The organism is Nocardiopsis synnemataformans (assembly GCF_965343085.1).
GTDB classification, from domain to species: Bacteria; Actinomycetota; Actinomycetes; order Streptosporangiales; family Streptosporangiaceae; genus Nocardiopsis; species Nocardiopsis alborubida.
This window is the reverse complement of record NZ_CBDRFA010000035.1, coordinates 1-23,206: the sequence shown is the minus strand read 5'-3', so window position 1 is coordinate 23,206 and position 23,206 is coordinate 1. Positions and strand designations below refer to the sequence as shown.

Annotated in this window: 24 protein-coding genes, 1 tRNA gene and 1 pseudogene; 11 read left to right on the top strand and 15 right to left on the bottom strand. The window is 72.3% G+C overall.

The annotated features are described in order from the left end of the window. Positions 1–124: 124 nt before the first annotated feature. The 3 genes and pseudogenes from ACSIH6_RS20435 to ACSIH6_RS20425 all read left to right on the top strand — a co-directional run. Positions 125–1,090: pseudogene (locus ACSIH6_RS20435) on the top strand (TadA family conjugal transfer-associated ATPase); the annotation flags it as partial. Next, positions 1,075–1,755 (top strand): type II secretion system F family protein, encoded by a 681-nt coding sequence (locus tag ACSIH6_RS20430; RefSeq protein ID WP_435109901.1) that lies wholly within the window; start codon positions 1,075–1,077, stop codon positions 1,753–1,755. The pseudogene ACSIH6_RS20435 and the gene ACSIH6_RS20430, both read left to right, overlap by 16 nt. Positions 1,756–1,975: 220 nt before the next feature. After that, on the top strand, positions 1,976–2,686 hold the full coding sequence (locus ACSIH6_RS20425) for a type II secretion system F family protein (RefSeq protein WP_435109900.1): 711 nt from the start codon (positions 1,976–1,978) through the stop codon (positions 2,684–2,686). 54 nt (positions 2,687–2,740) lie between these two features. On the opposite strand, the gene ACSIH6_RS20420 is transcribed toward ACSIH6_RS20425, so the two are convergent. The 5 genes from ACSIH6_RS20420 to ACSIH6_RS20400 all read right to left on the bottom strand — a co-directional run bounded on the left by ACSIH6_RS20420 (position 2,741) and on the right by ACSIH6_RS20400 (position 6,779). Further along, a complete protein-coding gene (locus ACSIH6_RS20420) occupies positions 2,741–2,986 on the bottom strand; it encodes a hypothetical protein (protein WP_435109899.1) in 246 nt (81 codons plus the stop codon). 458 nt (positions 2,987–3,444) lie between these two features. Further along, a complete protein-coding gene (locus ACSIH6_RS20415) occupies positions 3,445–3,801 on the bottom strand; it encodes an Rv3654c family TadE-like protein (protein WP_435109898.1) in 357 nt (118 codons plus the stop codon). A gap of 5 nt (positions 3,802–3,806) precedes the next feature. Further along, positions 3,807–4,157: a TadE family type IV pilus minor pilin gene (locus tag ACSIH6_RS20410; protein ID WP_435109897.1), complete on the bottom strand. Its 351-nt coding sequence runs from the start codon at positions 4,155–4,157 to the stop codon at positions 3,807–3,809. Beyond that, positions 4,135–4,344: a DUF4244 domain-containing protein gene (locus tag ACSIH6_RS20405; protein ID WP_435109896.1), complete on the bottom strand. Its 210-nt coding sequence runs from the start codon at positions 4,342–4,344 to the stop codon at positions 4,135–4,137. The genes ACSIH6_RS20410 and ACSIH6_RS20405 overlap by 23 nt, the downstream gene beginning before the upstream one ends. A gap of 140 nt (positions 4,345–4,484) precedes the next feature. Beyond that, positions 4,485–6,779 carry a DEAD/DEAH box helicase gene (locus ACSIH6_RS20400; RefSeq protein WP_435109895.1) on the bottom strand — a complete coding sequence of 765 codons (2,295 nt, stop codon included), beginning with the start codon at positions 6,777–6,779 and terminating at the stop codon, positions 4,485–4,487. A 233-nt stretch (positions 6,780–7,012) separates the two neighbouring features. On the opposite strand from ACSIH6_RS20400, the gene ACSIH6_RS20395 reads away from it, so the two are divergent. Together ACSIH6_RS20395 and ACSIH6_RS20390 are read left to right on the top strand one after the other, a co-directional pair. Further along, a complete protein-coding gene (locus ACSIH6_RS20395; RefSeq protein WP_013156307.1) occupies positions 7,013–7,360 on the top strand; it encodes an STAS domain-containing protein in 348 nt (115 codons plus the stop codon). A gap of 13 nt (positions 7,361–7,373) precedes the next feature. After that, positions 7,374–7,922: an ATP-binding protein gene (locus ACSIH6_RS20390; RefSeq protein ID WP_017568447.1), complete on the top strand. Its 549-nt coding sequence runs from the start codon at positions 7,374–7,376 to the stop codon at positions 7,920–7,922. Between the two features lie 291 nt (positions 7,923–8,213). Here the strand turns inward: ACSIH6_RS20390 and ACSIH6_RS20385 are convergent, their stop codons facing one another. From ACSIH6_RS20385 to nth, 3 genes are all read right to left on the bottom strand, one after another. Continuing rightward, positions 8,214–9,392, bottom strand: a complete 1,179-nt coding sequence (locus ACSIH6_RS20385; RefSeq protein ID WP_435109894.1) for a MarP family serine protease — start codon at positions 9,390–9,392, stop codon at positions 8,214–8,216. A gap of 21 nt (positions 9,393–9,413) precedes the next feature. Continuing rightward, entirely contained in the window at positions 9,414–10,067 is a 654-nt protein-coding gene (locus ACSIH6_RS20380) for an NUDIX hydrolase (RefSeq protein ID WP_435109893.1), read from the bottom strand. Positions 10,068–10,392: 325 nt separating this feature from the next. After that, positions 10,393–11,139: an endonuclease III gene (gene nth, locus ACSIH6_RS20375; RefSeq protein ID WP_017568444.1), complete on the bottom strand. Its 747-nt coding sequence runs from the start codon at positions 11,137–11,139 to the stop codon at positions 10,393–10,395. Positions 11,140–11,428: 289 nt separating this feature from the next. Here nth and ACSIH6_RS20370 point away from each other — a divergent pair, with 289 nt between their 5' ends. Then, positions 11,429–12,115: a Crp/Fnr family transcriptional regulator gene (locus tag ACSIH6_RS20370; protein WP_013156302.1), complete on the top strand. Its 687-nt coding sequence runs from the start codon at positions 11,429–11,431 to the stop codon at positions 12,113–12,115. A gap of 155 nt (positions 12,116–12,270) precedes the next feature. Here ACSIH6_RS20370 and ACSIH6_RS20365 read toward each other — a convergent pair whose 3' ends face one another. The 4 genes from ACSIH6_RS20365 to sp36 form a co-directional block, all read right to left on the bottom strand. Continuing rightward, positions 12,271–13,077 carry an MBL fold metallo-hydrolase gene (locus ACSIH6_RS20365; protein WP_435109892.1) on the bottom strand — a complete coding sequence of 269 codons (807 nt, stop codon included), beginning with the start codon at positions 13,075–13,077 and terminating at the stop codon, positions 12,271–12,273. 78 nt (positions 13,078–13,155) lie between these two features. Then, the gene (locus ACSIH6_RS20360) at positions 13,156–14,049 is read right to left on the bottom strand and encodes an NUDIX hydrolase (RefSeq protein WP_435109891.1); all 894 of its coding nucleotides are present in this window, start codon (positions 14,047–14,049) and stop codon (positions 13,156–13,158) included. A 71-nt stretch (positions 14,050–14,120) separates the two neighbouring features. Further along, complete coding sequence (locus ACSIH6_RS20355; RefSeq protein ID WP_435109890.1) at positions 14,121–14,582, bottom strand: RidA family protein; 462 nt, start codon at positions 14,580–14,582, stop codon at positions 14,121–14,123. Then, entirely contained in the window at positions 14,582–14,755 is a 174-nt protein-coding gene (gene sp36, locus ACSIH6_RS20350) for a Sp36 family protein (RefSeq protein WP_082768610.1), read from the bottom strand. Before sp36 ends, ACSIH6_RS20355 begins: the two co-directional genes overlap by 1 nt. A 151-nt stretch (positions 14,756–14,906) precedes the next feature. Between sp36 and bagA the strand changes: the two genes are divergently transcribed. After that, the gene (gene bagA, locus ACSIH6_RS20345) at positions 14,907–15,953 is read left to right on the top strand and encodes an ATPase BagA (protein ID WP_435109889.1); all 1,047 of its coding nucleotides are present in this window, start codon (positions 14,907–14,909) and stop codon (positions 15,951–15,953) included. Next, positions 15,950–17,095: an ArsA family ATPase gene (bagB, locus tag ACSIH6_RS20340; RefSeq protein ID WP_435109888.1), complete on the top strand. Its 1,146-nt coding sequence runs from the start codon at positions 15,950–15,952 to the stop codon at positions 17,093–17,095. Before bagA ends, bagB begins: the two co-directional genes overlap by 4 nt. A 16-nt stretch (positions 17,096–17,111) precedes the next feature. Here bagB and ACSIH6_RS20335 read toward each other — a convergent pair whose 3' ends face one another. Then, the gene (locus ACSIH6_RS20335; protein ID WP_435109887.1) at positions 17,112–17,489 is read right to left on the bottom strand and encodes a WhiB family transcriptional regulator; all 378 of its coding nucleotides are present in this window, start codon (positions 17,487–17,489) and stop codon (positions 17,112–17,114) included. A 443-nt stretch (positions 17,490–17,932) separates the two neighbouring features. Here ACSIH6_RS20335 and ACSIH6_RS20330 point away from each other — a divergent pair, with 443 nt between their 5' ends. Continuing rightward, positions 17,933–20,302 carry a penicillin-binding protein gene (locus ACSIH6_RS20330; RefSeq protein ID WP_435109970.1) on the top strand — a complete coding sequence of 790 codons (2,370 nt, stop codon included), beginning with the start codon at positions 17,933–17,935 and terminating at the stop codon, positions 20,300–20,302. A 136-nt stretch (positions 20,303–20,438) separates the two neighbouring features. Here ACSIH6_RS20330 and ACSIH6_RS20325 read toward each other — a convergent pair whose 3' ends face one another. Next, complete coding sequence (locus ACSIH6_RS20325) at positions 20,439–20,894, bottom strand: GatB/YqeY domain-containing protein (protein WP_435109886.1); 456 nt, start codon at positions 20,892–20,894, stop codon at positions 20,439–20,441. Between the two features lie 158 nt (positions 20,895–21,052). On the opposite strand from ACSIH6_RS20325, the gene ACSIH6_RS20320 reads away from it, so the two are divergent. Next, positions 21,053–21,973: a metallophosphoesterase gene (locus ACSIH6_RS20320; RefSeq protein WP_435109885.1), complete on the top strand. Its 921-nt coding sequence runs from the start codon at positions 21,053–21,055 to the stop codon at positions 21,971–21,973. A 73-nt stretch (positions 21,974–22,046) separates the two neighbouring features. Beyond that, positions 22,047–22,120 (top strand) — tRNA-Pro (locus ACSIH6_RS20315). A 209-nt stretch (positions 22,121–22,329) separates the two neighbouring features. Here the strand turns inward: ACSIH6_RS20315 and ACSIH6_RS20310 are convergent. Continuing rightward, a partial coding sequence (locus ACSIH6_RS20310) for an NAD(P)-dependent oxidoreductase (protein ID WP_435109884.1) occupies positions 22,330–23,206 on the bottom strand: 877 nt, incomplete at its 5' end.

Genomic DNA, 23,206 nt, shown 5'->3' with positions numbered 1-23,206 from the left:
GGATCAGGGGGCAGCGGAGCGGGCGCTGCGAGGACGGAGCCGGGACGGCGGCGCCGGTGAAGAGACAGTACCGGAAAGGCCCGACGCCGGTCAGGCGGCAGATGACTGCCTTTTCCGGCGCATATCCGGGGTCACCGACATCCTCGTCAACGGTCCCGACGAGGTGTGGGTGGACGACGGCGGGGGACTGCGCCGGGCGGGGGTGTGCTTCGAGTCGGCGGACGCGGTGCGCCGACTGGCCCAGCGGCTGGCGGCGCAGGCGGGGCGGCGGCTGGACTCGGCCGTGCCGTACGTGGACGCCCGGCTTCCCAACGGCGCACGGCTGCACGCGGTGCTGCCGCCGGTGGCTCCCGCCGGGGCGTGCGTGTCGCTGCGGCTGCCGCCCCGGCGGGTGTTCACCCTGGAGCGGCTGGCCGAGCGGGGGGCGGTCACCCCCTGCGGGGCCGCGCTGCTGCGGTCCCTGGTGGCCTCGCGGGTGCCGTTCCTGGTCAGCGGGGGCACCGGCACGGGCAAGACCACCCTGCTGTCGTGCCTGCTCTCCCTGGTGGATCCGGGAGAGCGGATCGTCCTGGCCGAGGACTCCCCGGAGCTGCGGCCCGAGCACCCGCACGTGGTCCGCCTCCAGACCCGTCCGCCCAACATCGAGGGCAGCGGCGAGGTGTCGTTGGAGACCCTGGTGCGGCAGGCGCTGCGGATGCGTCCGGACCGGCTGGTGGTCGGCGAGGCGCGCGGGCCCGAGATCGTGTCCCTGCTCGGCGCCCTGAACACCGGGCACGAGGGCGGCGCGGGCACCCTCCACGCCAACGGCGCGGGTGACGTGCCCGCGCGGGTGGAGGCGCTGGGGTGCGCGGCCGGGCTGGACCGGGCCGCCGTGCACAGTCAACTGGCCGCCACCCGGGTCATGGTCGTGCACCTGGTCCGTGATCCCAACGGGCGGCGCCTGGCCGAGCTGCGGGTGTTGAGACGCGGCTCGGACGGGCTGGTGGACGCGGTGCCAGCGGTGTCCTTCGGTCCCGACGGCGCCCGCCGGGAGCACGCGGGAGCGGACGAGGTGGCGGCCCGTCTGGGCGGGGGGTGGCGTCGGTGGTGACCGCGCTGGTGGCCTGTTCGGGAGGTCTGGTGCTGCTGTGCCTGGTCCCCGGCACGCGGCGCAGCCGGTTGGCGGCCCTCCTCCCCCGTCTCCGGCGTCCGGTGTCGCGGCCCGTGGGCTGGAGGGCGCTGGCGGCCCGTCCCGGTGAGGGTGCCCGGCGCCGCGGCGCGGTGGTGGTGCTGTGCCGGGTGCTGGCCGCCGAGCTGCGCGCTGGACAGCCGCCGGAGGAGGCCCTGCGGATCTCCGCCGCCGAGGCGGGCCCGCTGGTGGGCGCTCTGACCGACGCGGCGTCGTTGCGCCGCGAGGCCGAGCGCGAACCGGACCTGTGGGCGCTGGCCTACCTGGCGGTGTGTTGGGAGGTGGCCGCGGACACCGGGGCGGGCCTAGCCGAAGTGGTGGACGCCCTGGCGGCGAACCTCACCGAACAGGAGGAGCAGCGCACGGAGGCCGCCGCGCGCACCACCGGTCCGCGCACCACCGCGATCGTGCTGGCCGCCCTGCCCGCCGTCGGGCTGCTGCTGTCCTCCGGCCTGGGCGGGTCGCCGCTGGTGTTCCTGCTGACCACGCCGCTGGGGTTGGCCTGCCTGGTGGGCGGGGTGGCCCTGGACGCTCTCGGAACCTGGTGGACGCTGCGCATGGTGCGCTCGGCGACAGCCTTTCCCTGACAGGCGCCGGACAGTGGACCTCGGGTGCCGGGCACCGGCCACGGGGCAGCGGGCAGCGGGCACCGGCCAGTGGGCCTCAGGGCCACGCCCGGGCACCGGAGCTCGGACACCAGACACCAGGATCCGGCCCGGGAGTCTGGACCCGGGATCTCGGGGAGAGGCACGGTCGGCATCGCTCCGGCCACGGTGGTGGGGCGCGAGGAGAGAAAGGGTAGGACGGATGTTCCTGACGGCCGCCGCGGTTCTGGGAGCCGCGTGTGTGTGGATACTGCTGGGCGGGGGACCGGCGCGCGAACTGCGTCCCCCCTCCCGTCCTCCAACCCGGCCGGGGCCGCCGGTCCGGCTGCTGGGGCCGACGTTGGCGGGGGCGTTCGCGCTGACCCTCGCGGTGGCCCTGTTCGGCGCGGTCGGAGGCGTCGGCGCGGCCGGGGTGTGCGCCGCCCTGTGGGTGCGTGCCCGCAGGAGCTCCGCTTCCCGTTCGGACCGGCTGCCGGTGACCGCCGACCTGCCCGTGGTGATCGGTCTGCTCGCCTCGGGGATCCGTGCCGGGGCGACGGTGCCCGCCTGCCTCACGGCGGTGTCCCGGGCGACGCGGGGAAGGCTGGGGGAGGAGCTGATGGCGGTGGCCGAACAGCTGCGCCTGGGTGCCGCTCCCGCCGAGGCGTGGCGGCGTCCGGCGCTGCCCGAGCCCCTCGTCCCGGTGGGGCGCGACCTGGCCCGGGCCGCCGACACCGGGGCGCCGGTGGCCGACCTCCTGGACCGGCACGCGGCCGATCTGCGCCGGACCCTGCGGGCACGGGGAACGGCCCGGGTCGAACGGCTGGGCGTGCTGGTGGTGGCGCCCCTGGGACTGTGCTTCCTGCCCGCGTTCGTGTTGATCGGCATCGTGCCGATGGCCGCCGAGCTGCTGTCCCGGGCCCTGGGCGGTTGAGTCCCCGGACCCGGACCCGGTCGCGTGCGCGGTGACGCGGTGACGCGGTGACGGTCAGGATTCCTCGCCCCCGGAGCCGCGCCGCCGCTGGCCCTCGTAGGGAACGGGGAAGCGGGGCCAGCCGACGGACAGGCGCAGTACCGGCACCACGACGCACAGCACCGCCAGGATTCCGGTCGAGACGTTGCCGACGATCCGCAACGCCGTACCGGTCGGGGTCGGAGCGGCGGCCGTGCGGTACACCACCGGTTCGCTGACGGGCGAGGGTGCGTCCGTCGCGCCGCGTGGGCCGTCCCGCACGGGCCCAGGCGGTTCCGGGGAGGCGGAGGCGGGCACCGGCGACGGGTCGGCGCACGGCTCGGGACCACCGGGAGGAGCCGCTTCGCCGGAGTTCCCGAGTGCCCCGGAGCGAACGGGGTCGTCGGAGCGAACGGGGTCACCGGAGTGCGCGTGATCGGTGGGCCCGACGGGGGGAGCGGGTTCCTCTGGCCCAGTGGTGCCCATGCTGTCGTGGGGACCAGCGGAGTGGGCGGAATCCTCTGGCCCAGCGCTGCTCCTACCGCCCTGGGGACCAACCGCGTGGGTGAGACCAGCGGAACCAGGGACGTGCGCGAAGTTCGCGGGGCCGATGGAGTGGTCGGGATCAACGGGACCTGTGGTGTGCGGCGCGGGCGAGGCGGGGCAGGGTGGTGCGTCCCCGGGCTGGGCGGGGGCTCCCAGCAGGAGGGCGCACACCAGCACGGAGACGGGGGCAGGGCTCATTCCACTTCCTCGGAGGAGACGGCGGCCGGTCCGGCCCGGGAGTGCGCACGGACGGGCCGTTCGATGAGGGACGAGGGAACCGCGACCACCACCTCGACGGTGGAGCCGGTGAGGACGCAGGATTCGAGGGAGGCTTGGTTGGCCTCGGCGGTGTCGCGGGCCCGCGCGCAGGCCCGTTCTGTTCCGTGGACGGCCCCGGCGGCGGCCGCGAGCGCTGCCAGGTCGGCCGCGGTGGTGGCACGGTCGCGGTCGAGCCGTGCCGCGGAGATCGCGAGGACGGCGAGGGTGGTGGACCAGAGCAGCGCGCCCAGGGCGACCCACCAGACGGTGGCGGAACCGGTGTCGGAGCGCATCGGTATCAGCTCCCGGGTTCGAGGGGAACGGAAGCACTGCCGTCCACCGGCAGGGAGATCCCCGGGCCGAGTAGGAGTCGGGTCCGTACGGTGACGCGGGCCATGCCCCCGTCCTCGGACAGGCGCACGTCCGCTCCGTCCGGCGCGGCGGTCAGCGCCAGGGCGCGGGCCCGGTCGTCGGGCTCGCCTCGGGCCAGCGCCCGCGCACCCACGCGCGCCGCGTCGGCGCAGGAGAGCTGTGCCGACGCGGCCTGGACTGCGCCGAGGGCCACGGCCAGGACGAGCAGCAGGGAGGGCAGCACCATCGCCGCCTCCGCGGTGGCCGATCCCCGGTCAAAAACCCGAGCCGAGCGCATTGACCACGAGATCGGTGAGGACGTCCTCGACCGCACCGCTGGTGAGCACGGCGTAGAGGACCCCGGCGAAGGCGACCGCCGCGATGGTGCAGAAGGCGTATTCGGAGGTCGTCATCCCGGCGTCGGACGGGGGCGGCGCCGCGGTGGGCGCAAAGGCGGGAACGGACGGGAGCACGGGAGCGGACATGGCGGCCTTCCTGGCGGGGGCCGACTGCTCCGGCCCTCTTCCCTCCAGGTTCGACGGGCTGGGGTCGAGGCGAAAGACCCTTCCCCAGCCTGTGGATAACTCCACGCCCCCGGCGCTTCGTCCACAGCCTGTGGACGGTCTCAGTCCTCGCCGCCCGCGAGCACCTCGTCGAGCAGACGCAGCGCACCGGCCTTGCTCAACGGCTCGTTGCCGGTACCGCACTTGGGCGACTGGATGCACGACGGGCAGCCCTGGTCGCACTCGCAGCCGGCGATGGCCGCGCGGGTCGCGGACAACCACTCGCGCGCCGCCGCGTACCCCCGTTCGGCGAAGCCCGCGCCGCCCTCGTACCCGTCGTAGACGAACACCGTCAGCCTGCCCGTGTCACCGTGCACCGAGGTGGACACCCCGCCGATGTCCCAGCGGTCGCAGGTCGCCAGCAGCGGCAGCAGACCGATCGCGGCGTGCTCGGCGGCGTGTGCGGCGCCCAGCAGCCCCACGTCCTCCCGGCGCAGCCGCTCCTCGCCCTCGGTGGGCAGCGTCCACCACACCGCACGGGTGTCGAGGGTGCGCTCGGGCAGGTCCAGCGACCGCTCCCCCAGCACCGAACCGGTGCGCACGTCCCTGCGCAGGAACCCCACCACCTGGCGCACCACCTGCACCTCGCCGAAGTACACCGTGGCCCCGCTCGGCCACTCCTCCTGGCGCAGCACCGACCGGACGGTGATGTCGGTGGTGTCGCGCGCCCAGGTGCTGTAGGTCGGCTCCGCGGGGTGGACCAGGGCGACGCCCTCGTCGAGGTCGAGGTCGTCGACCAGGTACGTGTACCCCTGGTGCAGGTACACCGCGCCGGGGTGGACGGTGCCGTGGGCGGCGGGCTCGTCGACCTCTCCGAGCAGTTGTCCACTCCCGGTGTCGACGATCTGCACGGGCGGTCCGCCTGATCCGCGGATATCGGCCAGGTCACTGGCCCGTTCATTGCTCGTCCAGAACCAGCCCCGTGGACGCCTGCGCAGCAGACGGCGCTCGACGAGTTCGTCGAGCCGCTCCTCGGTCGTCGCCCCGAAGAGGTCGAAGTCGTCCTTGGTGATCGGCAGTTCCTGGGCGGCCGCGCACAGGTGCGGCCCCAGGATGTGCGGGTTTTCCGGATCAAGGACGGTCGCTTCTACGGACCGGCCGAAAATGGCCTCCGGGTGGTGCGCCAGATAGGTGTCCAGGGGATCGTCCCGGGCGATGAACACCGCCAGCGCGTCCTCCCCGCGCCGCCCGGCGCGGCCTGCCTGCTGCCACAGCGACGCGAGCGTTCCCGGCCACCCGGCGATGAGCACCGCGTCCAGGCCGCTGATGTCCACCCCCAGTTCCAGGGCGTTGGTACTGGCCAGGCCCAGGATCTCCCCCGAGCGCAGCGCCTCCTCCAGCTCCCGGCGCTCCGAGGCCAGGTATCCGCCCCTGTAAGCGGCCACCCTCCCGGCCAAGGCGTGGTCGCCGCGCTCGGACAACAGGCGCTGGGTGGTCAGCGCGACCACCTCAGCGCCCTGCCTGGAGCGGACGAACACCAGGGTGCGCACGCCGTCGTGTACCAGGTCGGCGAGCATCTCGGCGGCCTGCGAGGGCGCCGTCCTGCGAATCGGCGCGCCGTGCTCGCCGGTCAGGTCGGTCAGCTCCGGCTCCACCAGCGCCACGGACATCCCCGGGCGCGGGGAACCGTCCCTGCTGACCGCCGTGACGGGCACACCGGTCAGCCGGGTGGCGCTCTCGGCGGGGCTGCCGGAGGTGGCCGAGGCGAGCACGAACACCGGACGCGCCCGATAGCGGGCGCACACGCGGCGCAGCCGTCGCAGGATCTGCGCGACATGCGAGCCGAAAACCCCCCGGTATCGGTGCGCCTCGTCGATCACCACGTAGCGGAGCCGACGCAGGAAGCGCGACCACGCCCCGTGGCGGGGCAGGATGCCGTGGTGCAGCATGTCCGGGTTGGTCAGCACGTAGTTGCCGTGCTCGCGCACCCAGGAACGCTCCTCGGACGAGGTGTCGCCGTCATAGACGGCTGTCCGCATCCCCGGCAGGGAGAGGTCCGTTATCCACCGCAGCTGGTCCTGGGCGAGCGCCTTGGTCGGGGAGAGGTAGAGCACGGTTCCGCCCGCGTCAACCGCGTCCACAGCGGGTAGGAGGAAGGCGAGTGACTTTCCCGAGGCGGTACCCGTGGCTATGATCACATCACGGCCCGAACGTGCGAGGTCGGCGGCTTCGGCCTGGTGGGACCACGGTCCCGTGATCCCCCTGTCGGCGAGCCGTTCGACCAGGTGGGGCGCGGTCCACACCGGCCACTCCCCGCTCACCCCGTCGTTGCGGGCCACGTGCTCGATGTGGGTCACCTGCGGGTACCGGGTATCGTCACGCCACACACCGGGAAGCACGGGCTCCGGTCGCCTCATCCGAGACCCCTCCTCACTGGTACGCGTTCGAGGCCCGCAGGCGCCTCCTACCCAAGGGTGGAGCACTGGGACATTGGTTTCAGTGTGACATCCGGGGGAACAGTGGCGCGGTGTCACGGTTTTTCTGTGCATCACAGGAAGACGCACTCGACACGCGTGGTTGAATGCGTGCTGGTGGGGTAACGCCCGGCAGAGATCATTCGCGTTTTTCGCGGTTCGGCGCTGGAGGACTAGTGGACTTGAAGCTTGATCATTACACCGAGGGCGACACCGAGATCGTCGTCGTTGAGGGTGAGATCGATGTCTATACCGCGCCCCGGCTCCGCGAGCTGCTGATCGACCTGGTCAACAAGGGCAACTTCCATCTCGTGGTCAACATGGAGAAGGTGGAGTTCCTGGACTCGACGGGCCTCGGTGTGCTCGTGGGCGGGCTCAAGCGCGTCCGGGCCCACGACGGGACCCTCGACCTGGTCTGCACCCAGGAGCGCATCCTGAAGATCTTCCGGATCACCGGTCTGACCAAGGTCTTCGGTATCCACGACTCGGTACAGGAAGCCATCGACAAGCGTTCCGCGAAGTAGCCCCGAGCGAGCGATGGCAACCATCACGCTCACGATCAGCGCGCTCCCCGCTCACGTGCGCACGGCACGGCTCATGGCCGCCACCGTGGCGCGGCGGGCGGGCATCGCCGCCTCAGCGATCGACGAGATCAGGCTGGCGGTCGGTGAGGCGTGTTCCCGGGCGGTGGCGGCGCACAAGCTGCACTGTCCGACACAGCCGATCCTGCTCCAGCTGATCGACGGCAGCGGACCTGATCCGGCGTCGGAGTCCCGCACCGACGCCACGAGCAGCATCCTGCGCGCCAACGGGAGCGCGACGCAACGTTTCGAGGTCGTCGTCTCCGACCGTGCCCCCGCCAAGGACACGGAGGAGCCCACCAACCCGTCCCTGCTCGACGGGCTCTTCCTGGACGGTGAGGACACCCCTCCCGGCGGGATCTCCGGGTTCTCCCCGGGGCTGGGCCTGGCGGTCATCACGGGCCTGGCCGACGAGGTGAAGATCGACCCCAGCGACCGGGGGACCGTGGTGCGGATGAGCTGGCCGCTGGCCACGGAGCACTCGCCCGACCCGAGTTCCAACTAGGACCGGGCCCGGGTCGGTACCCGACGCTCACGAGGGCGCCTCCCTGCGGGAAGGCGCCCTCGGTGCGTGTCCGGGCCCGCGCGCCGCGTCGTGGGCCCGACTGCTCGGGCGGCCCGGCACAGCCCGCGAGGCCGTGCGCGGTCGCGGGGCCCGGGGCGGTCCCGGGATTCGGGGCGAAGACGGGCAGCACGGTGCCGACCGTGCCCGTGGACCCCCGTACATCCAGTCAACCGCCTCACACAGGCCCTGGAAAGCCCCGGATCCGGCCTGTGGACGACGGGAGGCCCCCGGTCAGTCGCAGGCCTGGGAGGAGACCTGCCCGCTGTTCTCCAGGCCGCTCCGGGCGTTCTCCGCGATCTCGTCGGCGGTGAGCACGTAACCCGTCTCGGGCTCGTTCGTGGCGGCGGCGAAGACCACCCCGTACACGGTGCCGTCCGGCGACAGCAGCGGGCCACCGGAGTTGCCCGGGCGCACCACGGCGCGCACCTGGTAGATCTCCCGGCTCACCTGCTGCGAGTGGTAGAAGTCCGGCCCCTGAGCCGTCTGGCGGGCCCGTACGCGCGCGGGGACGGCCGTGAAGCCGCTGTTGCGCGGGAAGCCCGCCACGACCGCGTCACCGCCCTGCGGGGCCTCGTGGTCGAACTCCAGCGGCTCCAGGTCCAGGCCCGGCACGTGCAGCACGGCCAGGTCCTGCTGCGGGTCGAAGAGCACCAGCGTGGCGTCGAGCTGGTAGCCCTCCCGGGTGACCACCCGCAGGTCGTCGGTGACCCCGGCGACCACGTGCGCGTTGGTCATGATCCGGTCCTGCGCGTACGCGAAGCCGGTCCCCTCCACGCGGCGCTGGCAGGAGGGCGCGGTGCCCAGCACCTTCACCACGCTGCGGCTCGACTCGATCAGCTCCGGGGTGGTGAGCACGTCCGGGTCCGGCGGTGCCACCTCGGCCAGCTCGCCGGTGCCCAGGCCGCTGAACACCTGCGGGAAGGCGCTCTGGTCCACGATCCGGCGGAACGTGGAGAACCCGTTGTGGGCGGCCTCGGGCATCAGCGTGTCCACCGAGTGGAGGATCCGCGAGTCCCTGACCTGGCCCGCGACGAACGGCAGCGCCGAGTTGGCGACCGTGCTGCCGATGAACCAGGCCACCAGCAGCACCGACAGCCCGCTGATCACGGCGCCGCCGATGGCGTCCAAAACCCGGGCCGAGTCCCACGTCACCTTGTTGCGGACGAAGGTGCCCAGGTAGGAGAGCAGGAACTGGCCGAGCGCCGCGGACAGGAACACCACGGCGATCGCCAGCAGCGCCTGCCTGCCGGGATCGTCCACCCACTCCTGGATGAGTTCCGGGGCCGTCAGGGCGGCGAGGACGCCGCCTCCGACGAAGCCCACGAAGCTGAAGACACCGACGATGAAACCCTGTCGGTACCCCGTCACCGCGAACAGCAGCAGCAGGACGACCAGGATCACGTCGAGCACATTGCCCTCCAAGAGTGAGCGCTAACCGACCGGCCGCAGGCCCTGCGGGGTTGCTTCGAACACATCGGTGAGACCCTCGTCGCGCCAGGGAAGTTCCCAACCGCCCAGGGCGAGCAGACTGTCGACCACCGCGCCGGTGAAGCCCCACACGAGCATGCCGTCCACCCGGAAGCCGGGGCCCCAGTGGGGCCCGCCCCCGTAGCGCACCTTGACCCGGTTGGCCGGGTCGGCGAGGTCGGCGACGGGCACGCGGGAGACCGCGGCGACCTCGCCCAGGTCGGTCGGCCGCACCTCGCTGGGCTCGCGCCACCAGCCCAGGACGGGCGCCACCCGGAAGTCGCTGAAGCTCAGGTACAGCTCGGGGAGGCGGCCGACGACGTCGACCCCCTCGGGGAGGAGACCGGTCTCCTCCGCGGCCTCGCGCAGCGCCGCGGCCTCCGGGGAGGCGTCGGAGGGCTCGATCCGACCGCCGGGGAAGGCGGGCTGTCCGGCGTGGCGGCGCAGGCCCTCGCTGCGCTGGATGAGGAGGAGGTCGGGTCCCCTCGGGCCCTCGCCGAAGAGGACGAGGACGGCGGACTCGCGTCCTCCCTCGGCGGGCGGCCGCATGGGCGGCGGCACGGTCATCGTCTCGGCGGCGTCCGCGAGCGCGGCCAGCCAGAGCGGGATCGAGTTCATGCGGGGAACCTGTTCCGGGAGTCGTCGCGCCGTCGGTGGATCGGAGGGGCCGTGCGCCGGACTCCTCGCGGGGCCGTGGGGCCCGCGCCCGGGGGAGCGCCGCGCGAGGGAGCGCGTTGCTCCTCGGGAGTCGTCACGTCGTCGGACCTTCCCCGGCGCCGGCGGGCGGGGGTGCCGCCGTCACGCGGGGCGCCGCGGACCGGGATGCCCGCGACGGGGCCGATGTGCGCACACTCACGTGATCAGGGTACAAACCCCCGGCACCTGCTCCCGTTGTCCGTCACGTCCGCTCCTGCCCGCCCGGGCGCGCGGCTTTCCGGGGGTCTCAGGAGAAGGAGCGCATCCGCAACAGCTTGGTGGCGGTGGCGGTGTCCGTGGGACCCTCGCCGAAGGAGGGGCACAGGCGAGCCAGTCCGCAGGCCCCGCACGCGGGCTTGCGGGAGTGGCAGACCCGGCGGCCGTGCCAGATGACGCGGTGGGAGAGCATCGTCCAGTCCCGGCGCGGGAAGAGCGCGCCGATCTCGTGCTCGACCTTCACCGGATCCTCCTCGTCGGTCCACCCGAAGCGGCGGACGAGCCGCCCGAAATGGGTGTCAACGGTGATGCCGGGCACATCGAAGGCGTTACCGAGCAGTACGTTTGCGGTCTTTCGTCCTACACCGGGTAGTTTGACCAGGTCGGAGAGTTTCCTCGGAACCTCTCCGCCGTGCCGTTCGCACAGCTCCTGCCCGAGTCCGATGAGGCTGTTGGCCTTGGCCCGGAAGAAGCCGGTCGAGCGGATCATCTCCTCCAGCTCCTCCCGCCGCGCCGAGGCGTAGCCTTCCGCGTCGGGGTAACGGGCGAAGAGGGCGGGAGTGACCTGGTTGACCCGCTTGTCCGTGCACTGGGCGGACAGGATCGTCGCGACCAGCAGTTCCAGGGGGGTCGTGAAGTTCAGTTCGCAGTGGGCGTCCGGGTACAGCTCGACGAGCTCCCGGTACATCCTGCGGGCGCGGCGGACCAGCGCGAGCCGGCTCTCACCGGTGGGCGTGGTCGTCGGCTCGGTCGCGTCTGGTGTGTCACGGGGCATCATCCCAGGGTAGGCGTCCCGGTGACGGGGCGTACCGCGGCCCTGCTGCCGTGCCCGCACGGCCGCCGGAAGCGGGACTGCGCCACCGCTGACGAACGGGGCTATGTAACCAATGTCCGGTGGCGCGGCGCGGACAGCCCTGGTACAGAACTGAGGACGGCTAGGATCGCAGGGGCTGACGTCGGCTGTTGTGGGCAGTTGTCTCTCGGCGGACAAGCCGGGATCACGACCTGGTTTCACACCCGGGTGCGATATACGTCACACTGTTGGCGGTCAGGTTTTAGGAGGACGTGTGGTGGACGAGATTAACGAGGTGCTGCGGAAGGCCCCTCTGTTCGAGGCGCTGGACGAGGAGGACACGGCCGCACTCCGCTCCTCGGTGAACGAGGTGCGTCTCGGCCGCGGCCAGACCCTGTTCAGTGAGGGTGACGAGGGCGACCGCCTGTACGTCATCCTCAGCGGGAAGGTGAAGCTGACCCGCACGGCCGTGGACGGCCGCGAGAACCTGCTCGGGGTGCTCGGCCCCAGCGAGATGTTCGGCGAGCTGTCGCTGTTCGACCCGCGCCCGCGCACCGCGAGCGCCGTGGCGGTCACCGACTCGGTGCTCGCGGGACTGGGCCACGACGACCTGCGCCCGTTCCTGTCCAGCCGCCCGCAGGTGTCGCTCCAGCTGCTCAAGGCGCTGGCCGCCCGCCTGCGCCGGACCAACGACGTGATGGCCGACCTCGTCTTCACCGACGTGCCCGGCCGCGTCGCCAAGGCGCTGCTGGAACTGGCCGACAAGTTCGGCAAGGAGGGCGAGGACGGACTGCACGTCCACCACGACCTCACCCAGGAGGAGCTCGCCCAGCTGGTCGGCGCCTCCCGCGAGACGGTCAACAAGGCCCTCGCCGAGTTCGCCCTGCGCGGCTGGCTGCGGATCGAGGCCAAGGCCGTCGTCCTGCTCGACGTCGAGCGGATGCGCCGCCGCGCCCGCTAGACCGTGTTCCTCAGGCAGGGACTCCCGGGCCTGAACGCTGTGTGGCCGCTCCCCCCGGCGGGGTGGGCGGCCACAGCCGTGTCCGAAGCCGTCCGCTCCCGACGTTCCGAAGTCCGGGAGGCCGTCGCACCCTGCCCCGGGGGAGCGCCCGCCGCCTAGGCCTCGACGTCCTCGGGCAGCTCCCCGCGCGCCGAGAGGTAGCGCAGCTGGGCGCGCACCGACGAGGCCGCCGCGAACCGGATCTGCTCGGTGACGTCGGGGTAGACCCGATCGACGATCTGCCCGACCCCGGTCGCCCCCGCGCGCACCGCGTCCAGGACCTGCCCCAGGCGCGACTCGCGGTGGTCGACGTAGGAGTCCAGCACCGTCGACGGGGACGTGATGATCGGGCCGTGGCCGGGCAGCAGGGTGCGCACGTCGTGCTCGCGCACGAGGGCGCGCAGCCGGTACAGCGACTCCATGTAGGGGCCCAGCCCGTCGTCGCCGTCGATCACCGTGGTGCCGTGGCCCAGGACCGTGTCGCCGGTCAGGATGGTGTTGTCGGCCTCCACCATCAGGCAGACGGAGTCCTCCGTGTGGCCGGGGGTGGCGATCACCCGCACCCGTAGGCCGTCGGCCTCCAGGACCTCGCCGTCGGACAGACCGCGTCCGCCGACCCTGGTCCCGGGGTCGACCGCGTGCACGGGGGCGCCGGTCAGCTCCGAGAAGTACCGGGCGCCCTCCCCGTGGTCGGGGTGGCGGTGGGTCACCACGGCCATCAGGACCTGGGCGCCCTGCTCCTGCACGGTCCGCGCCACGCGCTCCAGGTGGCGCTCGTCGTGGGGGCCGGGGTCGACGACCACGACCCCGCGCGCGCCCGGCTCCCGCAGGATCCAGGTGTTGGTGCCCTCCAGCGTCATCGGGCCGGGATTGGGGCACAGCACGCAGCTGGCGCGCAGTGTCCCGGAACCGTCGATCCTCATCGCACCTCGCTTCGCTCGCCGAACCGGGCCGGGGAGCGGCCGGGGCCTCCGGCACTCGACCCGCGCATCGGCGGCCCCTCAGGGAGTCGCGTCGGGCTTCGGCAGAGGGTAGTCCACCCCGTTCGGCGCGACGACGCGCATCTGGCCGCCGATCTCCCGGACAACCGGCTCAATGGGGACGATATCCCGTCGGGCCTCCCGTACTCCCCGGAGGGTCCGGCAGTCCGCGAGTTCGGCGCAGGCCACGACCGTGGGCGGCAGCATCGGCATCCGGCCCGCCTCCCACTCGCCGCGGACCTCGGCGGGGTCGGTCCACCGGGTGAGGTCGGCCTCGCCGCCCACGTCGCGCGAGACCTGCCCCGGCGGGAGTTCGGCCGCGAAGAACCAGGTGTCGTAGCGGCGCGGCTCGGCCCTCGGGGTGATCCAGCGCGACCACGCGCGCAGCCACTCCGAGCGGAGCACGAGGCCGCGCCGGGACAGGACCTCGGTGAAGGAGCGGGAGCGGTCGATCAGCCCCAGCCGGTCCCGCTCCCAGTCCTCGGAGGAGGTGTCGAGGGTGATGGCCTCCTCGCCCGCGTGCTCGGGTTCGCTGGCCAGCAGGACGCCGGTCTCCTCGAAGGTCTCGCGGACCGCGGCGCACACCAGCGCCCGGGCCATGCGCACGTCGGTGCCCAGCGTGCGCGCCCACTCCTCGGGGCCGGGGCCGGTCCAGGGCAGGTCGCCGTCGGCGTCGCGCGCGTCCACCCCGCCGCCGGGGAAGACGAAGGCGCCCGGGGCGAACCCCATGGAGCGGACCCTGCGCATGAGCAGGACCTCCATGGGGCCGTCCGCGCCCCCGTCCTGGACACCGCCGCGCGAACGCAAGAGCATGACCGTGGCGGCCGGGCGGGGCGCGACGGCACCGTCGGGCGCGGAGCCGCTCGGCGCCGCGCCCTCGCGCGCGATACCGTCGCCTGCCGGGTCGTCGTGCATCGGCGTACCCTCCTCCTCGGGGACAGAGCACCGCGAAACGAGGGTCACCGCCCCGAAAGAGGGCGAACCGCTCAGCGGACCTCGACGATCATCTCAACCTCGACCGGCGCGTCCAACGGCAGGGCCGCCACGCCCACTGCGGCGCGCGCGTGCACACCGGCGTCGCCGAAGACCTCGGCCAGCAGGTCGCTGGCCCCGTTCACCACGCCGGGCTGTCCCGTGAAGTCGGGGGTGCTGGCCACGAAGCCGCCCACCTTCACCACACGGACCACGCCGGACAGCTCGCCGATCTCGGCGCGCACCGCGGCGACCGCGTTCAGCGCGCACCGCGCGGCCAGCTCCTTGGCCGCCTCCGGAGTGACCTCGGCACCGACCTTGCCCGTGGCGGGGAGCTCTCCGTCCACGAACGGCAGCTGGCCGGACACGTAGACGTGGTTCCCGCTGCGTACCGCGGGCGTGTACGACGCGACCGGCGCGGCCACCTCGGGCAGGGTCAGACCCAGCTCGGCGATCCGCTCCTCGGGGGTGGCCATCACAGCTGCCGCTTCATGTACGCGACGTACTGCTGGTTGCGGGGGTCGGTGCCCTCCGGCAGCGGGGCGGGCACGACGGAGACGAGCTCCCAGCCGTCGGCGCCCCAGTTGTCCAGGATCTGCTTGGTGGCGTGCGACAGCAGTGCCACCGTCTGGTACTCCCACTTGCTCATGTGTCCCTCACCCTTGCTCGCTCACCGGCGACCCGCCCCACGGCGGGGCGCCGCACGTCAACGCCGCCACCTTACTCATCCGCGTGCCCTCCCGTGCCCATCGCGGCACCGCTCCCGGCCCCGCTTGGAGCGCCCGCATAGACTGCCTGGAGTGAGCGAGAGCGAGCACGGACCGAAGCCTCCGGGGGAGGCCTGCGCGGGAGCACGGCTGCACATCGTTACCGGCAAGGGCGGGACCGGCAAGACCACGGCGGCCGCCGCGCTGGCGCTGGCGCTGGCCTCCGGCGGCGCGAGGGTGCTGCTGGTCGAGGTGGAGGGCCGCCAGGGCGTCTCCACCCTCCTCGGCAGCCCGCCGCTGCCCTACGAGGAGCGGGAGATGATGGCCGCGCCCGGCGGCGGCAGCGTGAGCGTGCTGGCCGCCGACGCCGAGGCGGCGCTGCTGGAGTACCTGGAGATGTTCTACGGGATGCGCCGGGCGGGCCAGGCGCTGAACCGGCTGGGCGCCGTGGACTTCGCCACCACCATCGCCCCCGGACTGCGCGACGTCCTGCTCACCGGCAAGGCCACCGAGGCGGTGCGGCGCCGCCGGGGCGGTCGCCGCAGGTCCGCCGAGAGCACGCCGACGGCCCCCTTCCACTACGACGCGGTGGTGATGGACGCGCCGCCCACCGGCCGGATCGCCCAGTTCCTCAACGTGAACTCCGAGGTGGCGGGTCTGGCCCGCGTGGGGCCGATCCGCAACCACGCCGACCGGGTCATGGAGGTCATCCGCTCGGGGCAGACCCGGGTGCACTTCGTGTCCCTGCTGGAGGAGATGCCGGTCCAGGAGACACGGGACGGGATCGCCGAGGTCGGCGGGCTGGGGCTCAACGTGGGCGCGGTACTGGTGAACATGGTGCGGCGGCCGCTGCTGGACGAGGCCGACCTGGCCGCCGCCGCGGAGGGGGAGACGGACCTGGACGCGCTGGCCGCCGGGCTGAAGGAGGCGCGTCTGGAGGACGCGCGGGAACTCGCGGCGGCGCTGGCCGGCGAGCTGCGGTCCCACGCGCTGCGGGTGCGGCTGGAGCGCCGGATGCGCTCGGACCTGGAGGAGCTGGGCCGCCCGCTGCTGGAGCTGCCTCTGTTGGAGGGCGGTGTGGACCGCGCCGCGCTGGACTCCCTGGCGCGACGGCTGGTCGAGCAGGGGGTGCGGCTGTGAACGCGGTGGTGGATGCCGGGCGCCTGGACGTGGACGCCCTCGTGGACGACCCCGGTACACGGATCATCGTGTGCTGCGGCGCGGGCGGGGTCGGCAAGACCACGACGGCCGCGGCGCTGGGGCTGCGCGCCGCCGAGCGCGGGCGGCGGGCCGTGGTGATCACCGTGGATCCGGCACGGCGGCTGGCCCAGTCCCTCGGGCTGGAGTCGCTGGACGACACACCGCGCCCGGTCCCGCTGTCCGAGGGCGCCGACGGCAGCCTGCACGCGATGATGCTCGACATGAAGCGGACCTTCGACGAGGTCGTCAGGGAGCACGCGGACCCCGAGCGGGCCCGGCAGATCCTGGCCAACCCCTTCTACCAGACCCTCTCCACGAGCTTCTCGGGCACGCAGGAGTACATGGCCATGGAGAAGCTGGGACAGCTGCGCCAGTCGGGGGACTGGGACCTGATCGTGGTGGACACCCCGCCCAGCCGGTCCGCGCTGGACTTCCTGGACGCGCCCAAGAGGCTCGGCCGCTTCCTGGACGGGCGTCTGATCCGCTTCCTGAGCGCCCCGGCCAGCACGGGGGCGTTCCGGCTGCTCGGCGCCGGGTTCAACCTGGTGACCTCGGCGGTCAGCAAGGTCGTGGGCGCCCAACTCCTCGACGACCTGCGGTCCTTCGTCGCCGCGTTCGACACGGTGTTCGGCGGTTTCCAGAAGCGCGCGGAGCGCACCTACCGGCTGCTCCAGGCGCCGGGGACGGCCTTCGTGGTGGTGGCCGTGCCGGACACGGACGCGATGCGCGAGGCGGCCTACTTCGTGGAGCGGCTGGCCACCGACGCCATGCCGCTGGCCGGGCTGGTGGTCAACCGGACGCATCCGCTGCCCGAGGGGGCGGGCGGAACCCTGGACGTGCGCGAGGCGGTCGCCGCGGCGGAGGCGCTGGAGCGCTCGGGCACGCGGACGCCCGCATCGGCGGCCCTGCGGCTGCACGCGGAGAGAGTCCGCACGCGCGGGCGCGAGATCCGGCTGCGGGACGCGCTGCTGGCGGCGCACGGCGGTGTGCGCGTGGCCGAGGTGACCGCCCTGCCGGAGGACGTGCACGACCTGGCGGGACTGCGCGACGTCGGCGAGGAGCTGGCGGGCCGCGACCGGTAGGGGCCGCGGGCGGCGGTCAGGCCGCCGAGGTGCGCTCGGCGTGCGAAGGGTGCTCGGCGTGCGAAGGGTGCTCGGCGTGCGAAGGGCGCTCGGCGTGCTCGGCCGCGTAGCTGGCGAGGTCGACGTCACCCTCCCTGAGCGCCTCCTCCAGGAGCGGACCCCAGCTGGTGACGCCGGGGTGCTTGCGCAGCAGGGCGCGGCGTTCGCGTTCGGTCATGCCGCCCCAGACGCCGAACTCGACCCGGTTGTCGAGGGCGTCGGTCAGGCAGTCGGTGCGTACCGGGCACTCCTGGCAGATGAGTTTGGCGCGGTGCTGCGCCGCGCCCTGGACGAACAGCGCGTCGGGGTCCACCCGTCGGCACAGCGCCCTGGTCGTCCACTGGTCGGTCCACATGCCTCTAACTCCCCTGTGCGCACCCGGTTCCCCGCGCCAGCGGATCCGGGGCGCAGGGCACACGCGAGCCCTGGCCGGAGGGGAGAACACCGTGGGCTCCCGCTGCCGCGTGGGGTGCGGTGGTCGACGCCCACCCCTGTTGCCTAGAAGTTACGGATTCGTTCGCCACGACAACAGAACCCGATGGACCCCCTCCACGTCTCACCGATATGGCCCGCTCGGGCCATTGCGTGGGGGCCCGGTGGCTCTCCGCATCGGACGGGGTGGGCTTGCCGCGCCGCCGAACCGGTCAGTGCCCGGCCTGCGATAGGCATGAAAAGATGGCATGGGGGCACAGCCCGCGGTACGCGGGTCATTTCCGCGCGTTCGCGCACTATCCGTTCCACATCGGACCACTTCGTACGTACGTGGTCACCTAGTCTGATGGGGTGGGTCAGGGGACATTGCTTCAAAGAATCAGCCAACTGGTCGTCGTCGGCGCCGTCGCGGGACTCCTCGTCGCCGCACTCGCCCTTCCCGCCGTCGGGGGACTGGGCATCACGGCGCGCAACGTGGCCAGCGGCTTCCTGGAGATGCCCAGCAATCTAGAGACTCCGCCGCCTCCTCAGAGATCGACGATCTATGACAGCGAGGGCGGCGTCATCGCGGAGATCTTCGACCAGAACCGCGAACTCGTCGAACTCGAGGACGTATCGCCGGTCATGATCGACGCGATCCTCGCCATCGAGGACGCCCACTTCTACGAGCACGGCGGCATGGACGTGTCGGGCACGCTGCGCGCCGCGGTCCGCACGCTCAGCGGCAACACCCAGGGCGCGTCCTCCATCACCCAGCAGTACGTCAAGAACGTCCAGATCGAGGCGGCCACCACCCAGGAGGAGCTGGAGGAGGCCTCCGAGACGACGATCGCCCGCAAGATCCGGGAGCTGCGCTACGCCGTCGCCCTGGAACAGCGGATGAGCAAGGACGAGATCCTCGAGGGCTACCTCAACATCGCCTACTTCAGCGACGGCGCCTACGGGGTCGAGTCCGCCGCGCAGCACTTCTTCCAGGTGCCCGCCAGCGACCTGGAACTGCACCAGGCCGCCACCATCGCGGGCCTGGTGCGCTACCCCTACCTCTACAATCCCCGTTTCTTCCCCGAGCAGACCACCGACCGGCGCAACGTCGTGCTCGACCGCATGGTGGCCGCCGGCGCGATCACCGAGGCGGAGGCCGAGGAGGCCAAGCAGGTCCCGATGGAGGTGGAGATCTCCACCCCGCCCAACGGGTGCGTGCCCAGCGACCAGCCGTTCTTCTGTGACTACGTGGTCCAGGAGATCGAGAAGGACGAGCGCTTCGGCCAGAACGAGACCGAGCGGGCGCGCTGGCTGCGCACCGCCGGGCTCCAGATCCACACCACGCTCGATCCGCAGACCCAGGTGTCGGCGCAGGAGGCCGTGGACGAGTGGGTCCCGCGCGAGAACGAGTCCCGCAAGGTGGCCGCCGAGGTGGTCATCCAGCCGGGCACCGGCCACATCCTGGGCATGGTGCAGAGCCGCAACTACGGGCCCGACGAGAGCAGGCTCGGCGAGACCTCCATCAACTTCGCCACCGACGCGAACCGGGGCGGCAGCAGCGGCTTCCAGGCGGGGTCCACGTTCAAGGCGTTCACCCTGGCGGCGGCGCTGGCCGAGGGGCTGCCGTTCGGCACCTCGTTCAACTCACCGTCCAGCGTGACCGTCTCCGGGCAGCGCAGCTGTAACGGCGGCACCCTGAGTCCCTGGTCTCCCAGCAACTCAGGCGACACCAACTCCAACACCACGCACAACATGATGACCGGGACGAGGGCCTCGTCCAACACCTACTTCGCGCAGCTCCAGGCGCGGGTGGGCATCTGCGACGTGATGGAGATGGCCGAGAACCTGGGGCTGCGGCGCGCGGACGGCACGCTGTTCACCGAGAACGAGCGGTCGCTGGCCAACAGCAGCTTCACGCTGGGCAGCGAGGAGGTCTCCCCGCTGCGGGTGGCCAACGCCTACTCGGTCTTCGCCTCGGGCGGGATGCTGTGCGAGCCGCAGGCCATCACCAGGATCATCGACCAGCACGCGCACGAGACGATCGAGATCGAGCCCGAGTGCGAGCGGGTGCTCGACGAGGAGGTGGCCGACGGTGTCAGCTACCTGCTGGAGCAGCCCTTCAACGGCGGCACCGCGGCCTCCCTGAACATCGGCCGCCCGGCGGCGGGCAAGACCGGTACCACCGACGGCTCGGCCGCTGCCTGGTTCGCCGGGTTCACCCCGCAGATGGCCGGTGCGGTCTTCGTGGGCGACCCGCGCGGCCCGCAGCAGTACCCGCTGCGCAACGTCACCATCGGCGACCGCTACTTCCCGGTGGTGTACGGGGCGACGATCCCGGGCCCGATCTGGGAGGAGACCATGGTCGGCGCCCACGAGGGTCTGGACGTCGAGCAGCTGTCGGCGGCCCCGTCGCAGTTCGGCTCGACGTCGGCTCCGCGCACGGACGAGGACGCCAGCCCGGCCAGTGACGACGGCGGCGTGCCGGACGTGCTCGGCCGGTCCGAGGCGGACGCGGTGAGCACTCTGGAGGCCGCGGGCTACACGGTGAACGTGTCCTCGACCCGGGTCCGCTCCCCCGAGCCCGAGGGCACGGTGGCCGCGGTCAACCCGGATCCGGGGACGCGGCTGCCGGAGGGGGCCACGGTCAACGTGTTCCTCAGCAGCGGCGGCGGAACCGCCAGCGGACCGGAGGACGACGAGGACTGGTTCCCGGTCGCGCCCGCGTCGAACTCCCCCGGCAGGGAGGACGACTGAGGCTGAACGCGTGAAGGGGCGGCTGTGCGCGCACCGCCGCCCCTTCGCGTTCCCCGCCGGATCCGGGACGGGACCGGTCAGAACAGGCAGGTCTGTCCAAGCCAGGTCAGACCGGGTCAGGTCAGGCCGGGTCGGGTCATCCGGCGAGCTGGCGCTTGACCTCGGCGGCCACGCGGGCGCCCTCGGCCCGGCCGGCGATCTTGGGGTTGACGACCTTCATGACCTGGCCCATGGCGCGGGGGCCCTCGGCACCGGTCTCGGTGACGGCCTCGGCCACCAGCGACGCGAGCTCCTCGTCGGTGAGCTGCTTGGGCAGGTAGTCGGAGATGACCTCGCTCTCGGCCCGCTCGGCCGCGGCCTGCTCGGGCCGGTCGCCCTTGTCGAACGCCTCGGCGGCCTCGCGGCGCTTCTTGGCCTCCCGGGTGAGCAGACGGGTGATCTCGTCGTCGCCGAGGGAGCGCGAGGTGCTGCCGGCGGCCTCCTCGGTGGAGATGGCGGCCAGGACCATACGCAGGGTGCCGGTGCGCACCTTGTCACGCGCCTTGATGGCGGTGGTCAGGTCGTTCTGGAGGCGGTCTTTGAGTTCGGACATGAGCCGATCCTACGGCGGGGCGCCGCGGGGCCACCAACGGTTTGCGCGCGCGGACGCCGTGTGGACGGAGCTCACACCGGTCCGTTGGTCGGCCAGCGGGATTCGCGCCCGTGTGCTCCGTGGATCTGCGACGATCTCTGTGACGACGAAGGAGGGCGATGGGCGCCGACAACAGACGAATCCTGCGCCGGGTGGGCCGCGCGGCCGCGATCACGGGCGCCGTCGGAGCGGCGGGACTGGTCTACGCCTCGGTCATCGAGCGCAACTGGTTCCGGCTGCGCCGCTACGAGCTGCCTCTGCTGCCCCCCGGCAGCCCGCGGCTGCGGATCCTGCACCTGTCCGACGCGCACCTGACACCCGACCGGAAGATGCTCATCGAGTGGATCCGGGGGCTGGAGGCCCACGAGCCGGACCTCGTGGTCAACACGGGTGACTCGCTGGCGCACCCCGACGCGGTGGGGCCGTTCACCGAGGCCCTGGGGCCGCTGCTGGACCGGCCGGGCGCGTTCGTGTACGGGTCCAACGACCTGTTCTCGCCGCAGCCGAAGAACCCGGCCCGCTACCTGTGGCGGACCAGCAAGAACGACTACAACAAGCGCCGGGTGCCGGACCTGCCCTGGCGCGAGCTGGGCGAGGCCATGTCCGCGTCCGGGTGGCTGGACCTGAACAACCGCAGAGGCGGGCTGAAGGCGGGCGGACTCGACATCGCCCTGGCCGGGGTGCACGACTCGCACATCAAGCTGGACAGGTACGAGGAGGTCGCCGGACCGGCCGACCCGTCGGCGGACCTGCGCCTGGGCGTGCTGCACTCGCCGGAGCCGTCCAACCTCGACCGGTTCACGGCCGACGGCTACCAGCTGCTCCTGGCCGGGCACACGCACGGCGGCCAGCTGTGCCTGCCCTTCTACGGGACGCTGGTCACCAACTGCGGGATCGACCGCAGGCGCGCCTGGGGGCTGCACGAGTACGGGGACGCGTGGCTGCACGTGTCCGGCGGCCTGGGCACCTCCCCGTACGCCCCGGTGCGGTTCTGCTGCCGCCCGGAGGCCTCCCTGCTGGACCTCGTGGCCTCCTCCTGACCCTCCCCGAAGCCCCGGCCGAAAAGCGTGCGCGAGCACTCCCCGGCGTCCGCTAGACTTGTGGACGTTGCTTCGGGGTGTAGCGCAGCTTGGCAGCGCGCTTCGTTCGGGACGAAGAGGTCGTGGGTTCAAATCCCGCCACCCCGACAGAGCGACCAGGGGAAGTCTCGCCTGGTCGAGTGTGGCCACCTAGTAGCTACGGCGTACTAGGTGGCCACTCTTTTTGTCCCGTGTGCACCGGCGAACCGTGGTGAGAACCGCTGCCACCACTCGTCCGGACGCGGTTCGGTGAGCACTGTTCCTCCAGGAGCCCTCGAGTCCGAGGTCGCGCGGCAGACCAGTGCGGGACGACGGTGTCACCCTCGTATGACCTCGACCAAGCTGGCGAAGCTCGCCTGTCCGTGGCCTGCTTCGATGCCCTTCGCGGTCAGTGACCTGATGAGTTCGGGCAGAGCGGTATCGACACCGCGGGCCCTCCCGGCTTCGATGAGGTGATCCATGAGCGGGGCGTCCAGTTCGAGCCAGTCCTGGCCGCCTGGATAGTGGCGATCGTCGACCTGGCTCGCGTAGTCAGTGATCACCTCTGTCACGGTGCCGGACAGCCAGCGGGTCAGCAGCGGCGACACAGACGTGGCCGAGACCTGCGCGGTACCGAGCAGGGCGGCTGTCTCCAGGAAGCCAAGCAGGGTGGACCAGGCGAAATTGAGCATCGCTACGTCGTACAAGGCTGCGGTACCGGGGTCCGGCCCCAGGTAGTGCGGGCTCCCCAGACGCGCGAGCGTGGCCGCATGGCGGTCGAACACCGAGCGTGATCCGCTGTAGACCAGCACGGTGTCCGGGTCGCCGACATGCTCCGGGTGAGCCATCAAGGCGCCATCGAGGTAGTCGCCGCTGCGCACGCCGAGCCAGGCTGCTACCTGCTCGGCCTGGTCATCCGTCCCCGAGGTCAGGTTGACTACGTCGACGGAGGAGAGATGTGGTTCCGCCTGCTCGAGAATGCGCTGGACGTGGTCGTAGTCGTCGACGCACATCATGATCAGAGGCGCGGCGGTGAAGGCTTCTCGTGCTGATTCGGCATGGGAGACGCCCTCGACGGGAGACGCCTCGGACAGAGGATCGACCCCCTTCCAGACTGTGACGGCGGTATGCGCCGCCAAGGCCTGGGCCAACGCCGCACCTCGTGCGTTCAGCCCGACGACAGTCACGGGAACGTTCGTTCTTTGGGTCATGTTG